Raw genomic sequence first — 14,726 nt, 5'->3', positions numbered from 1 at the left:
GCTGACAATTATTATTGTTTGACAAAGTCCTGAAAACTCATGGTGAGATAGCTTTCCGTGCGGATATACTTGAGAATCTTCAACAATTGAGATCCGTCCACATACCCGGGAAGATTGCTGATCCGATCCCCTTCCGGCGTCAGAAACCACATGGTGGGCAGGCCGGTCACCTGCCAGGTCTGGGACAGGGTCTGATTTTGATCCGTATCCACGGAAATACTGACAAAATGATCGTCCAGGTAATCCTGAACTTTTTCATCCAGAAACGTGGTCTGCTTCAGTTTGGTGCAATAGGTACACCATTGGGCGTAAAAATAAAGAAACACGCTTTTGCCCTGATTTTTGGCCCGAGTCAGTCCCGGGGTATAATCGTTCCAGTCAATGCCGGCCCTGTCTGGTCCCGGTTTTCCGGCATCCGTTACACGGGCCGTTACCGTTTCCGTTACACTTTGTGTCCCTGTATCTTCAGATTCTTGTGCCGGCTTTTTTCCCGGCGGGGTGCCGACAAACCAGTATACACCTGCCAGTCCCATCACGACCAGAATGACCACCAGCACCTGTTCTTTTTTCATTTATGGATATCCTTTCAATTTATTGCGTATCACAAAATTCTGTCTGTATATTTGCAAAACAATTGCAAACATGATGCCAACTGTTCAAATATCTATTTTCCCCGGTTTTCCAGGATAATGCCATGTTTTTTCATCCGTTTCCATACCGTTACCCTGGATACACCCAGAATCTCTGCGGCCCGGGTCTGATTACCGTCCGCCTGATGCAGCGCATCCACCAGAGCGGTTCTTTCCGACTGTTTCACCGGGATCGCGCCAATCGTTGCCCCGGATTTCAACTCCCGTCCCAAAACCGGGGCCGGGACCTCGCCATCCGGCAAGTCTTTGAGCAGTTTGTCCGGCAGATGTTCGATTCCGATGCTTTTTCCCTTGGCCAGTACAAATGCATATTCCACGGCATTGCGCAGTTCTCTGATGTTTCCGGGCCAGGGGTAGGCCACCATGATCCGCATGGCCTGGGGCGTGAAACCCAGAATGTTTTTTTGGGTTTTTTTGGCCAGAATCGTGATAAAATGCTGGATGATCAGCGTGATATCATCTTTTCGATCCCGCAGGGGCGGACAGATCACGGGAAACACGTTGATCCGGAAAAACAGATCCTCCCTGAACCCGCCATTTCGGATCATGGTTTCCAGGTTCCGGTTGGTGGCGGTGATGATACGCACGTCAATGGGAATGGACCGGTTGTCTCCCACCCGCTGGATCATCTGCTCTTCCAGCACCCGAAGCAGCTTGACCTGGACTGACAACGGAATATCACCGACTTCATCCAGAAACAGGGTGCCCTGGTGGGCTGCTTCAAACCGGCCGATACGATCGGCAGCCGCCCCGGTATACGCCCCTTTGACATGGCCGAACAGTTCGCTTTCCAAAATGGTTTCACTCAACGCGGCACAATTGACCTTGATAAACGGTTTGTCAGCCCGGTTTCCGGTTTCGTGCAACGCTTTGGCCACCATCTCCTTGCCCGTACCGCTTTCTCCTAATATGATCACCGGTGTATCCAGCGGCGCCACCCCCTGGATGTGTTCAAACAGGTTCTGCATCACCGGTGTTCGGCCGATGATCCCGTGAAATCCGTCATCGATATGATAAATGCGCTTAATGGATGCCAGCTCGTTTTTGTAACTGATATTTTCTGAAATATCTTTAAGGGTTTCCACCGCGCCGATGATTTCGTCCTGCTCGTCATACAGCACGGTGGCGGTTTTAACAATGGGGATGGTCTGTTTCCGGCTGTCTGTGATCATGCATTTCTTATCCCTTACCAGGCCCTGGGAAAACAGCTGACACCAGTCTTTACCTGTTCCAATACCTTTGATGTCACACCCGGTGCAGTTGAGTATGCGGCAGGATTTACCGATGAGCTGATCTTCGGAATACCCGGTCATGAGCTGGGCCGAATGATTGGCTGCCACAAAAATGCCCTGTGCATCCACCAGAATGATCCCGTCCTGGACTGAATCGATGATTTTCCGCCAGTGATTTCCAATTTTCATGACTGTCTCCTGTTAACTATGGTTGACAGACAACTTAACACAATATTAACATGATGGCAACAAGTTAATAGCTGTTGCGGGGCTTCATTTTTTTACAACCTGTACGTCATTCCCTGTCAAACAAGGAGATGACGCTTTTTTTACAAAGGATTTTTTTCAGTGGCACACGTGTTGCTATACATCTGTGTGCAAAAAAAACCTTGGAATCCATGCGGTTGAATATCGCAAAACAATACCGTTTACTTAACCTGTATTTCAATTTTTTATTCAGGAGAAACCATGAACACACGAACTGCAAAAAAAATTCTGGCTGGCCTGGCCATCGGTATGATGCTGCTGACCGGGGCCGTGACTGCCGGTGCAAACGATTCCTGGCGATTTCATGATATCGTGGAAGCCGATTTTGTCATCGCCCATCTATCGATCCCCATGACGGATAATGTCATGATCATTGACGCCAGACCTTATAAACCCATGTACATCAAAGGGCACATCCCGGGTGCGGTCAGTATTCCGGACACGGATTTTGACAAAAAAACCGATCTGCTGCCCGCAGACAAAAATGCCCTGCTTATTTTTTACTGCGGCGGGCTTGAATGTAAACTCAGCCACAAATCCGCCCAAAAAGCCGAAGCCTTAGGCTACAAAAACGTCAAGGTGTTTGCCAAAGGATTTCCCGAATGGATGGCCCAGCCCGGCGCATATCCTTCAGTGTCTGCTGAATATGTGGCCGCACAGATCGCGGAAAACAAAACGCTTCTGGTGGATGCCCGCCCCCAGAAACCCAAATATGACAAAGGGCACATCCCTTCCGCCATCAGTATTCCGGATACCCGGTTTTACGAACTGTCCGGCAAACTGCCCAGGCTTCTGGAAACCCCCATCATTTTTTACTGCGGCGGGCTGGACTGCCGCCTGAGCCACAAAAGTGCGGCCAAAGCCCTGGTGATGGGATACAAGGATGTGTCCGTGTTTGCCAAAGGGTATCCGGAATGGAAAAAACAGTTTGGTGCGGCTGCCGACACCGTGGCCGTGAAGGCCGGGGAAATGGAAGGGTCCATTGATCTGGAACGGTTCAAAACCATTCTGAACGATCATCCGGAATCCATTATGCTGGTGGACACCCGGGATGCGGATGAATTTGCCAAAGGCCATTTCAACACGGCTGTCAACATTCCGGTGGGAAACCTGGAAGATAAAATTTCCGAACTGCCGGCGGACAAACCCGTGGTGTTTGTTTGTTCCACGGGTGCCAGAAGCGGGGAAGCCTACTATATGGTGCAGGACGTCAGACCCGAACTCAAGGACGTCTATTATGTGGAGGCCCAGATCAGCTTCAAACAAGACGGCACTTACACCATCAAAGCCCCCAAATAACCAGATTCTTGAGTACAATTTTAAACTTTTATCAAACAAACACCTGACAAGGAGTTAACGACATGTTAAAGAAAATAATAATTTTATTCACACTGGCTTTGTTCACTTTGGGATCGGTTTCCGCCGTGTTTGCCGATGATGGACCGGACGGCAACAAACGCAAAGGCAAATACACCTACCGGAAACTGATCAAGGCCTGTCACGAAAGAGGCGAAGTGGAATCCGTCACGCCGACAGTGAGCCCTGCGGATAAAAAAATGGCTGAATGGAAAACCATTTTTGAGTCCGAAAATTTTACCGCCTTTGGATGCCAGCCGGAATGGGATGCTGCGTCTGATGCAGATATTTTAGATATCTATTCCTATTTTTATTCATCTGCCGCAGATTCTCCCACGCCGGCCACCTGCAAATAATTTTTAATTGATGTCCGGTAAGCGGCGGTTTCACCGTTTACCGGACCCATCCGTCACTGCTTTTTTTGGAGGCATTATGGAAAAATACCTGAATCTGAAACTGACGAGCCAAAGCGCTGCTGCCGGATTGTTCTGGACAGCGGTCCTGTTCGTTGCGGCCCTGATGCTCGTCCGGCCCTGTGCGGCATCTGTTGCCAATGCCGCACAACAAGAAGCGTTGGGCATTAAACTGGCCAAACAGGCGGTGCGGGAAGACAAACACTGGACCACGGTGGATCATTCCAAAATCGAGAGACTGAACCAGGATTTCACCTCCGGAGATCAGATCACTCAAGCCTGTCTGTCCTGCCACACGGATGCCTCCATGCAGTTCAAGAAAACCATTCACTGGACCTGGAAAGTGCCGTCTGAAAAACAGGGCATCATGAACGGCAAGGCCGGGCATGCCGTGAACAACTTCTGTATTTCCGGCAATGCCATGGAAGACAAAGGCTGTGTTTCCTGTCATGCCGGGTGGAACGATATCCAGGGAGAGGTCAACTGTCTGGCCTGCCACAGCAAAGAAAAATTCCCGTTCAAAGAAACCTTTGCCGATCTGGCTGCATTTGAAGGAGATGACGATCCGGATCTTGTGGAGATTGTTGATGACCTGCACAGAGGGATCCAACAGGCGGTCCAGAACATCACCCTGCCCCGGCGCAACAACTGCGGGGAATGCCATTTTAAGGGCGGCGGCGGAGACGGCGTCAAACACGGGGATCTGGACACTTCTTTGGCCAGACCCAACCGGATGCTGGATGTGCACATGGCAGAGGATGGCGCGGATTTTGCCTGTACCCGGTGCCACACCACAGTGAAACACCATATTGCCGGGCGGCTCTATACCCGGCCGGCGGCAGCGGAGCGTAAAAGCCTGATTGAAGATGACATGGCTTCCAAGATCACCTGTGAGTCCTGCCACAGCGCCACCCCCCACAAGGCCAGCACCAAAATGAACGACCACACCGACAAGGTGGCCTGCCAGAGCTGTCATATTCCGGAATTCGCCCGGGTCAACCCCACCAAAATGTCCTGGGACTGGTCCACGGCCGGAAAAATGAAGGACGGCAAACCCTATGAGGAAAAAGGGGACTTAGGCAAAGCAGTGTACAAATCCATCAAAGGGACCTTTGCCTGGGCCAAAAATGTGGTGCCCCAATATTACTGGTACAATGGCTCATTTGACAACATCGGCATCAAAGATAAGATCGATCCCCAGCAGATCGTGGAGGTCAGCCATCCATTAGGATCTCCCAATGACCCGGATGCCCGGATTCATCCCTTTAAAATCCACTCAGGCAAACAGCCTTATGACAAAATCAACCAACAGCTGGTGGCACCGCTGCTCTCCGGACCCAAGGGGTTCTGGACCACATTTGACATGAACGATGCCATCATGCGGGGGAATCAGACCCTGGATGTCCCCTATTCCGGCGAATTCGATTATGTAAAAACCACCTATGCCTTTCCCATCACCCACATGGTGGCCCCGGCGGAAAAATCTCTGGACTGCATCCAGTGCCATACCCGGGACAATTCGCGCCTGGCCGGTATCACCGGCATTTACATGCCGGGCCGGGACAAGTTCGCCATTGTGGACACCATCGGTTTGATCGCGGTGCTTGGGGCCCTGGCCGGTGTGACGCTCCACGGACTGGGCCGGTTTTTTACCCGTAACGGCAGGGAGGAATAATTCATGGCTGGTAAAACAATGACCAATGTTTATCTGTATACCCGGTTCGAACGGCTCTGGCACTGGTGCCAGGCATTGATGGTTATCTTTTTAATGATCACCGGATTTGAAGTCCACGGACTGTATACCCTCATGGGGTTTGACACTGCCGTTGAACTGCACAACTTCATCGGCCTTTTCTGGCTGGGGTCCTTTGCTTTTTTCGCTTTCTGGCTCATCATCACGGGTGAATGGAAACAATACATCCCCACCACCCGGAAACTGTTTGACGTGGCCCGGTACTATGCCTGGGGCATTTTTCACGGCCAGGATCACCCGGTACAAAAAACCCCGGGCGCCAAACACAACCCTTTGCAGCGTCTGGCCTACCTGGGTATTTCGGCCATGCTCCTGCCCGTGCAGATGGTTACAGGACTGCTGTATTACCTGTACAACAGCCTGGGAGGTGTCTCGCTGGCGCCCATTGCATTCATTCATACCCTGGCCGCATTCCTGCTGGTGAATTTTTTAATCATTCATCTGTACATGACCACCACGGGCCATTCTTTGTTCAGCCACATCAAGGGCATGATCACCGGATGGGAAGAGATCAGGGATACATCAAAAATTCAGGAGTGGGAAACCAAGGCCACCAGAAAAACCTGATTTCATTCAATTATTTCGGCCCGGCAAAGCCCCGGAAAGCGTTTATGCCTGTCCGGGGTTTTGCTGTTTATCCCTGAATCTTTGGATAAATACAGTTGCATGAAACGATTATGTCTCAAACTGATCCAATGATACACCTGAATCGGTCATATTTTGACATTCAAGGTATCAATCTCCGATTCCCGGATCTCCTTTGCAAACCCCCTTGAAAACCGGTCATATTTTGGATATGGTGTACTTGTTTTCATGATACTTGGCAAACCGTCATGACAGCCTGGCATATGAATTGCTTTTTCCATCAAGAGTTTTGGCTATAAACCATATATCTGGAGGAATCAATGGACCCGGTTTTTTTATCCCGACTGCAGTTTGCCGCAGCCACCATGTTCCATTTTCTGTTTGTTCCCCTGACCCTGGGGCTTTCGGTTCTCATCGCATACATGGAAACCAAATACGCCCGGACCGGGGATAAAACCTATCTTCGAATGACCAAATTCTGGGGCAAGCTGTTTTTGATCAATTTTGCCCTGGGCGTGGTCACGGGCATTACCCTGGAGTTTCAGTTCGGTACCAACTGGTCGCGATATTCCGCCTATGTGGGGGATATTTTCGGATCTTTGCTGGCCATCGAGGCATCGGTGGCTTTTTTTCTGGAATCCACCTTTATCGGCATCTGGATTTTCGGGTGGAAGAAACTGTCCGCCAAGGCTCATGCCGGGGTGATGTGGCTGGTGGCCCTGGCCGGGAACCTGTCGGCCGTGTGGATCCTGATGGCCAACGGATTCATGCAGAACCCGGTGGGATATGTGATCAAAGACGGCCGGGCTGAACTGGAGAGTTTCATGGCCCTGATCACCAACAAACACGGGTTGCTGGAAATCATTCATGTGGTACCGGCATCCCTGTTGCTGGCCTCGTTCTTTATCATGGGCGTGTCTGCCTGGCACCTGCTGAGAAAACAGCATCTGCCCGTGTTTGAACGCTCGTTTCGCATCGGTTTGGTGGTGGGACTGGTCATGGCCTTATTCACCGCGTTCACCGGGGACCTGCACGGGATCAATGTGTCCAAGACCCAACCGGCCAAACTGGCGGCCATGGAATCCCACTGGGAAACCCAGACCCGGGCCCCACTGGTGCTGTTTGCCATCCCGGATCAGGAAAACGAAAAAAATCTCATTGAAATTGGTGCCATTCCCGGTATCTTGAGTTTTCTCGGGTTTCATGATTTCAATGCAAAAGTCACGGGATTGCTGGATATCCCCAAAGATGAACGGCCCCCGGTTTTGCCCACGTTTGTCGGATTTAGAACCATGGTGGGCTTAGGCACCCTGTTCATCCTGCTCACGATTTACGGATGGTTCAAACGCAACAACCTGACGGAAAACCCCACTTACCTGAAAATCATGCTGTTTGCCATTCCATTGCCTTACATTGCCATGGAAATGGGATGGATCGTTTCCGAGGTGGGCCGGCAGCCCTGGATCGTGTATGGACTGATGCGCACGGCTGAGGCGGTCTCTCCCATCTCCACCACCCAGGTGTTCATTTCGCTGACGGGATTCATTCTGGTGTACGGCCTGTTAGGGCTGGTGGGATTCTACCTGATGGCCAAAACAGTCAAACAAGGCCCTGAAGCCGCCAACTGATCAGAAAAAGGAGTAACACACATGGAACTGCAAGCGATCTGGTTTTTTCTGTGGGGCCTGTTATGGGCTGTATTTTTCATGACCGACGGGTTTGATTTCGGCATCGGCACCATCTATCCGTTTGCCGGCAAAACCGACACGGACAAGCGAACCATGCTCAATGCCATGGGACCGTTATGGGACGGCAATGAAGTGTGGCTCATCACTGCGGGCGGGGTGACATTTGCCGCGTTTCCTTTGGTGTATGCCACCATGTTTTCCACTTTGTATACACCGTTGATGCTGATTCTGTTTGCCTTGATTTTCCGGGGAGTTGCCATTCATTTCCGGGGCAAGATCGACACCCCGGCCTGGAAAAGGGTGTGGGATTTTCTGATCTTCATCGGCAGTTTTGTGCCGGCCCTGCTGTTCGGGGTGGCGTTTGCCAATATATTCCAGGGCATTCCCTTTGACGGCCAGGGATTTTATCATGGCCACACCCTGAAACTGCTCAATCCTTACGGGCTTTTAGGCGGGGTTTTGTTTGTCCTGCTGTTCATTGTTCACGGCGCCAACTGGATGGCCGTGAAATCCACCGGTAAATTGCAGGCACGCATGGCCGCCATTTCCCAAAAAACCTGGCTGGCCCTGGTGCCGGTGGCCGTGGTATTTCTGCTGGCAAGCTACTTTGCTACGGATCTGTGGGCCAATTATTTCAGATATCCTGTGCTGTTCATCGTCACCCTGGTGAATGTGGCGGCCTTGCTGAGCATCCGGTATTTTGTGGCAAACAAGACCTATTTCAAGGCCTGGTTCGCATCCGCAGCCACCATTGTTTTGTGCACGTTTTTCGGCATCATCGGGCTGTTTCCGGCCCTGTTCCCTTCCAGCCTGCATCCGGACTGGCATTTGACCGCGTTCAATGCGTCCTCCAGTCCGCTAACCTTGAAAATCATGCTGGGAGTGGTTGTTGTATTTATTCCCATTGTGATCGGCTACCAGATCTGGGCTTATCACCTGTTCAAAGATCCGGTGACAGAAGAGGATCTGGACATGGACGAAGCGTATTAACGGGCAATCCTGCCCATGTATCAATAAACCCTGTAAGACAAAAGGAGAAAAACTATGGACAAATATGTCTGCGGCCCCTGCGGCTATGTGTATGACCCGGCGGAAGGCGATCCGGACAACGGTATCAAACCCGGCACGGCATTTGAAGATCTGCCCGATGACTGGACCTGCCCCATCTGCGGCGCATCCAAAGACGAATTTGAAAAAGAATAATAGTTGAAAATCCCAATTGATTGATCCCTTCGACTGTTTCCGGTCATGGAAGCAGTCGAAGGGATTTTCAGTTTCAGGAAGCGTCCCCATCAACTGCCAGAACATCGGTCAGATTCAGTTCCAGCATCTTTACACTGGCCAGAATCCGCTTGATGTTTTGATGCAATGCCGGAAAATCATCGGTCCGGGCTTGTAAAAACATGGCCGTATTTTTGAGATCAACAATCTTTTCATTGATGACGGCCAGTTCCTGAGAGGGTGTCATATGCGGTATCAACTTGAATTCCTTTCTCACCTTAAAGGTTGTCTTTTTTTCTCAAATCCTTGAACCGCCGGGCTTTGAGCTTGTACCGGGGAAGGCTGCCATACTCAAAAAACTGTAAATCATATCCCAGATTGGTTTTCAGTCGCAGCTGATCTTTCAATCCGGATTCAACCTGTACCCGGTCCGCACCGGGCTTGAGTTCCACCTTCAGGGTGATATGATCCACATCCCCGGGTCGTTCCACGATCAGTTCATACTCATCCCCGAGTGCCTCAAAGGACCGGACCACGGCTTCCACCGCAGCCGGGCTCAACAGAACGCCTTTCACCTTTGTGATATCATCGGCCCGTCCGATGACCCCGCCTTTGATGAGCCGGAACGTCCTCCCACAGGTACAGGGATCAGGATCCCACTGGATCACGTCCTTGGCGTCAAACCGGATGCAGGGCTGGGCCATGCGGTCTAAGGCCGTGATCACCATCTTGCCCTTGATGCCGGGCTCCGTGATGGGTTCCCCGGTTTCCATGTCCTCGATCTCCACCAGGAACATGGCCTCGTTCACATGCATGCCAAAGGGCTGGTGCCGGCATTCATAGGACCAGGCCCCGATCTCCGTGGCACCGGAATGATCAAACACTTTGGCGCCGAAAGCCGCTTCCATGCGCTTTTTGGTGGCCGGGATCCCGGCCCCCGGTTCCCCGGCGCAGGTGATTTTGTCAATGGAAAGAGATGCCGGATCAATACCCAGCTTGTTTTTCGCCACATCCGCCATGCGCAGCACATAGGTGGGGGTGGCCATCATGGCCGTGGCTTGCAGCTCCTGGATCTTGAGAATGCGTGCCTGGGTGTCCAGAACCCCGCCGGGCACCACCTCGCACCCCAGTTTTTCCGCACCGTAATGACCGGCCCAGAACGCCACAAAAATATTGTAGCCAAAGGGCAGAAACACCCGGTCAGATGCCCGGTATCCCTGGGACCATAGAATGTAGGCCCAGCATTCGGCCCACCATTCCCAATCCTGCCAGGTATCGGGCTGGTACACCGGCTGTCCCGTGGTGCCCGAAGTCTGACGGAAGGTGGAAACCTCCTCCAGGGGGACACACAGGGCATCCCCATAAGGAAACGGGTCCTTGTTCTGAATGGCCTGCATCATGGATTTTTCCACCTTGGGGACTTTCCGCACATCATCCAGGGTGCGGATGTCATCCGGCGTGATGCCGGCGGCATCGTACAGACTTCGGTGAAATTTCGACTGCTGGTACGCCCAGGAGAAGATCCGCTTGAATTTGTATAATTGCAGTTGTTCCAGTTTCTGCCTGGGCAGGGTTTCCAGAAACGGATTCCAGAATTCGCTGTGTGACATGGGTGTATCCTTATTGTTTCAGTTCAGCCAGGGTGGTCTTGACCAGGTCCACGATTTTTTCGCCGTCAAACCCATTGTTATTCATTTTTTCGATATAGGTTTCCACCACCGGGGCAACGGCTTTTTGCCACCGGGCCGCTTCGGCATCACTCAAAGAAATCACTTCCCGATCCAGGCTTTTCAGAAATTCCATGCCTTCCCGGTCCGAGTCATCCCAGGCCTGACCATGTTTCTTCGCCCATTCCTGATTGATTTCCATGATCACCGGTTTGAGGTCATCCGGAATCTGTGCCCATTTTTTCTTGTTCATTACCACGTAAAAAGAAGACGTATAGGCGATGGAAGTGCTCAAAGTCAAATAATCCACCACTTCCCCCATACGCCAGCCCTTGTTGGTTTCAATGGGGTACAATGCCCCCTGGACAATGTTTTTCTGAAGGCTCTGATACAGTTCAGGCATGGGTAGGGACACTGGAATACCGCCCAAAGCAGTAATCATCTGGGCCGAAGTGCCGTGGCCCCGCAGTTTCATGCCTTTGAAATCCTCCAGCGTTCGTATCGCCTTGCCTGACGTATGAAGCAGCCCGGCTCCGTGGGCATGCAGATACATCACCTGAGTATTTTCAAGCTCTTTGGGCTGCAATTTTTCATACACCGTGTTCACCACACGGGTGGCGGTAATTCCGCTGTCATACCCCAATGGCAGGTCCACTGCCTCCATCACCGGAAACCGGCCCCGGGTATAAGCAAACAGGCACATACCGATATCAGACAGCCCGGATACCACTCCGTCATAATTCTGGGTCCCCTTGGTCAGGGTCTGTCCTGGAAAATACTGCACCGTCACCCGGCCGTCGGTTTGTTTTTCAACCTCATCGCACCAGGCCTGGGCCAGTTGGCTCTGCACATGGGTGGGCGGGAAAAAATTGGAATAGGTCAGGGTGACAGGTTTGGCAAAAAGAGTCGCACCCCAGAGCACCAGGGTGGCTGTCGTAAAAATGATCCGGAAAATACTGAAAGATTTTCGCATTGTTTTCATCTCCTGCTGAAAATAATTGTGAACATGCCGTCAAATCATCGCCAGATACGTCGCTACCACCCCCTTTCCATTATATTGACGATACGAGATAGATGATTAGTACCGTGAAAATTTCTAAGAAACAAGGGGGATAAAACAGGGTAATACCAGGTATAAAATTTACTTGTTTTTAATCTTTATGGGATCAGAGTTCGGCGAATCGTCTCCATAAAAACCATGTGCCGCAGGATCATCTTTCACACAGGCGGGCGGATTATGATTCTTTTTCCGACCGGTTTCCAGCGCCCAGAAAAGTCCGAAGATTTACTTTTTTGTTGGTAATGCCCAGTTTATTCCGTATCCGTTTCCGGTAAAACTCAATGGTCTTATCAGACAACGTCAGCATCTGGGCGATCTCTTTGGTGGTTTTGCCGTGCTTGATCAGATTGGCCACCTGAATCTCCGACGGAGTCAGATGGAGAAATGCCAGAGGCAGGTTGTGAAGAAACGGGGACACGATATCCTCTAAGGTGGCAGCCATGACATCCAGGCAGGCGGACTGACGTTCATTCATCCGAGTGTTGCGAATCCGGTCGATATAAGGAAAGATCAGTTCCCGGATATTCACCATCATTTGCTCTTCCATGCGCTGCCGGTCTTGTTCCCGCTTTTTCAGCAGAACCCGCAGGGCGGTGTTCACCTCCTCCAGGTGCCGGGTTTTCTGCTCAAGCTCTCGAGTTCGCTGCTGCACCCGCATTTCCAGGAGGTCTTTTTCTTTTTTCTGGCGGGAAATGTCTGTGACCACGGCAAAGCTGCCTTTGAACCGGCCGGTTTCATCAAAATAAGGCGTGGGGGTCATCAGCGTATGCAGTTTGGTGCCGTCTTTTCTTGTCCAGACAATTTCATAAGCATAGCGTTCCCCTTGACGGCGCTTTTCCAGCTGGGCCATGAGAACGGCACGGTTCTCCTCATCCACGAACCGGGTCACCGGCACACCGATGATTTCATCTCTGGTCCTGCCCCACATGCGGCACAGGGTGTCATTGGCATAGGTGGTGTTCTGGTTTTCATCAATCTCGCTCAGCCCGTCCCCCATGGTCTCCACCATGATTTTGTACCGGGTCTCACTGACCGAAAGGGCATGTTTTCTGTCCGGTCTGCACGGCAGGCGGTCCTCTGCTTCCGCATCAGGCCGTTGGACGTCGAATTTTGATTGTTTCATGTGCCTCGCTGATAAATATGAGTGTCAATTTTTATCATTGCTGCGTCATCAATCTCTTTTCTGACAAAAATCAGATTTTATTGTATATGACATTTCCTGTCATTTCTCCGGGAATGTCAATCCCCATGATATCCAGCATTGTGGGAGAAAGATCTGCGAGTTTCCCGTCTTCACGAACACGGATATGTGCTTTTTGCAGCCCGGGTCTGTTGGAAATAATGGACAGCCAGACCGGGTTGTTCGTATGGGCGGTCTGGATCCCGCCGGTTTTTGGGTCAACCATTGTTTCAGCATTCCCATGATCTGACGTCAGCAGCACAACCCCGTCATTTTCCAAAACCCGGTCAACCACTTTTCCGACACACTCATCCACCACTTTGCAGGCCCGGACCGTTGCATTAAAATCGCCGGTATGGCCGACCATGTCCGGATTGGCATAATTTAACACAATAAAATCATATTTTTGTGCATCCAGTGCTTTAAGCAGCTTGTCTGTGACCTCATATGCCGACATTTCAGGCTGCATATCATAGGTGGCCACTTTGGGTGAAGGGACCAGTATTCTGTCTTCATTGGGGAAAAGATCCGCCTGCTGGCCATTGAAAAAATAGGTCACATGGGCAAACTTTTCCGTCTCGGCAATCCGCAGCTGGTGCAAATGGTTATCCGCAATCACTTTTCCCATGAGATTGAACAGCTTTTCCAATGGAAAGGCCACGGCGACTTCCGCTCTTCGGGAATGGGAAATGTCCTTATAATATTCTGTGGTACACAGATAAAACAAATGAGGGATCTTTTGGGTCTCAAAGGCATTGAAATCATCTTTGACAAATGCTTTTGATATTTCTGCGGCCCTGTCAAACCGGTAATTGAAAAATATAACGGCATCGTTGTCACTGACTGTTTTAAATTTTTGTGTTTTCCTGGGTTTTATGAATTCATCGGCCTGGTCACTGTCATAAGCATCCTCAATGGCGGCAGACACATCGCCAAAGGGCGGTGTGTCGGAGACACCTTTGACCAGTAAATCATAAAACAACCGCACCCGGTCCCATCGGTTGTCTCTGTCCATGGCAAAATATCTTCCTGTCACAGATGCGATGCACCCGAACTGGTGTTTATCCATCCATTCTTCAAGGGGTTTGATATATGCAGCCGCCGATTTAGGCGGTGTGTCCCGGCCATCGGAAATCACATGGATATATGCCGCCTCAACGCCGGCATCTTTTAAAACCTGCAGATACCCGATCAAATGATCCGTATGGGCATGTACGCCCTGATCCTGGACCAGGCCATATAGATGCACAGCACTGTCAAACTTTTTTACATGTTCTATGCAGGCCTTCACCGCTGCATTGTCTTTTAACTTGTTTTCCTTTATTGCCCTGGAGATTCTCACCAGATTCTGGAAAACAATCCGGCCGGCCCCTATATTCAGATGCCCCACCTCACTGGAACCCTGATTGCCCTCGGGGAGTCCCACTTGTTCTCCGGAAGTATGGATCAGTGCTGTCGGATATTTCTCAATATAGGTATTGTGGTTATGGGGATTGCATGCGGCAATGGCATTGTATTGTTCATCGGGAGAAAATCCCCATCCATCCCGTATTAAAATCATATGGGGTTTTTTGCGCATATGTGGGTCTCCTTGGCTATAAAACGTTTCCTGTGTCCCGGTACGCACCTGTTAAACAGGAATCACCTCTCAGGT

At 50.9% G+C, this 14,726-nt stretch carries 14 protein-coding genes; 7 read left to right on the top strand and 7 right to left on the bottom strand.

Going from position 1 to position 14,726, the window contains the following annotated elements; genetic code table 11:
- Positions 1 to 11 precede the first annotated feature (11 nt).
- Together DPO_RS05005 and DPO_RS05000 are read right to left on the bottom strand one after the other, a co-directional pair.
- Positions 12 to 572, bottom strand: a complete 561-nt coding sequence (locus tag DPO_RS05005) for a thioredoxin family protein (protein ID WP_006964643.1) — start codon at positions 570 to 572, stop codon at positions 12 to 14.
- A 92-nt stretch (positions 573 to 664) separates the two neighbouring features.
- A complete protein-coding gene (locus DPO_RS05000; RefSeq protein ID WP_006964642.1) occupies positions 665 to 2,071 on the bottom strand; it encodes a sigma-54 interaction domain-containing protein in 1,407 nt (468 codons plus the stop codon).
- Positions 2,072 to 2,350: 279 nt separating this feature from the next.
- On the opposite strand from DPO_RS05000, the gene DPO_RS04995 reads away from it, so the two are divergent.
- From DPO_RS04995 to rd, 7 genes are all read left to right on the top strand, one after another.
- Positions 2,351 to 3,448: a rhodanese-like domain-containing protein gene (locus DPO_RS04995; protein WP_006964641.1), complete on the top strand. Its 1,098-nt coding sequence runs from the start codon at positions 2,351 to 2,353 to the stop codon at positions 3,446 to 3,448.
- Between the two features lie 62 nt (positions 3,449 to 3,510).
- Positions 3,511 to 3,861 carry a hypothetical protein gene (locus tag DPO_RS04990; protein WP_006964640.1) on the top strand — a complete coding sequence of 117 codons (351 nt, stop codon included), beginning with the start codon at positions 3,511 to 3,513 and terminating at the stop codon, positions 3,859 to 3,861.
- A gap of 94 nt (positions 3,862 to 3,955) precedes the next feature.
- On the top strand, positions 3,956 to 5,593 hold the full coding sequence (locus tag DPO_RS04985) for a tetrathionate reductase family octaheme c-type cytochrome (RefSeq protein WP_407637410.1): 1,638 nt from the start codon (positions 3,956 to 3,958) through the stop codon (positions 5,591 to 5,593).
- 3 nt (positions 5,594 to 5,596) lie between these two features.
- Positions 5,597 to 6,238: a cytochrome b/b6 domain-containing protein gene (locus DPO_RS04980; protein WP_006964638.1), complete on the top strand. Its 642-nt coding sequence runs from the start codon at positions 5,597 to 5,599 to the stop codon at positions 6,236 to 6,238.
- A gap of 338 nt (positions 6,239 to 6,576) precedes the next feature.
- The gene (locus DPO_RS04975) at positions 6,577 to 7,884 is read left to right on the top strand and encodes a cytochrome ubiquinol oxidase subunit I (protein WP_006964637.1); all 1,308 of its coding nucleotides are present in this window, start codon (positions 6,577 to 6,579) and stop codon (positions 7,882 to 7,884) included.
- Positions 7,885 to 7,905: 21 nt separating this feature from the next.
- A complete protein-coding gene (cydB, locus tag DPO_RS04970; protein WP_006964636.1) occupies positions 7,906 to 8,934 on the top strand; it encodes a cytochrome d ubiquinol oxidase subunit II in 1,029 nt (342 codons plus the stop codon).
- 54 nt (positions 8,935 to 8,988) lie between these two features.
- Entirely contained in the window at positions 8,989 to 9,147 is a 159-nt protein-coding gene (gene rd / locus DPO_RS04965; RefSeq protein ID WP_006964635.1) for a rubredoxin, read from the top strand.
- A gap of 73 nt (positions 9,148 to 9,220) precedes the next feature.
- Here the strand turns inward: rd and DPO_RS04960 are convergent, their stop codons facing one another.
- From DPO_RS04960 to gpmI, 5 genes are all read right to left on the bottom strand, one after another.
- Positions 9,221 to 9,412 (bottom strand): hypothetical protein, encoded by a 192-nt coding sequence (locus DPO_RS04960; protein ID WP_040011586.1) that lies wholly within the window; start codon positions 9,410 to 9,412, stop codon positions 9,221 to 9,223.
- Positions 9,413 to 9,443: 31 nt separating this feature from the next.
- Entirely contained in the window at positions 9,444 to 10,775 is a 1,332-nt protein-coding gene (locus DPO_RS04955) for a phenylacetate--CoA ligase family protein (protein ID WP_006964633.1), read from the bottom strand.
- 10 nt (positions 10,776 to 10,785) lie between these two features.
- The gene (locus tag DPO_RS04950) at positions 10,786 to 11,805 is read right to left on the bottom strand and encodes a TRAP transporter substrate-binding protein (protein WP_006964632.1); all 1,020 of its coding nucleotides are present in this window, start codon (positions 11,803 to 11,805) and stop codon (positions 10,786 to 10,788) included.
- Positions 11,806 to 12,067: 262 nt separating this feature from the next.
- A complete protein-coding gene (locus DPO_RS04945) occupies positions 12,068 to 13,015 on the bottom strand; it encodes a PAS domain S-box protein (protein ID WP_006964631.1) in 948 nt (315 codons plus the stop codon).
- Between the two features lie 70 nt (positions 13,016 to 13,085).
- Complete coding sequence (gene gpmI, locus DPO_RS04940; RefSeq protein WP_006964630.1) at positions 13,086 to 14,651, bottom strand: 2,3-bisphosphoglycerate-independent phosphoglycerate mutase; 1,566 nt, start codon at positions 14,649 to 14,651, stop codon at positions 13,086 to 13,088.
- Between the last annotated feature and the right edge of the window lie 75 nt (positions 14,652 to 14,726).

It is taken from the genome of Desulfotignum phosphitoxidans DSM 13687, from assembly GCF_000350545.1.
In the GTDB taxonomy this organism is placed as follows: Bacteria; Desulfobacterota; Desulfobacteria; order Desulfobacterales; family Desulfobacteraceae; genus Desulfotignum; species Desulfotignum phosphitoxidans.
Note: the sequence above shows the minus strand (reverse complement) of the source record. Positions and strands in the feature narration are given on the sequence as shown.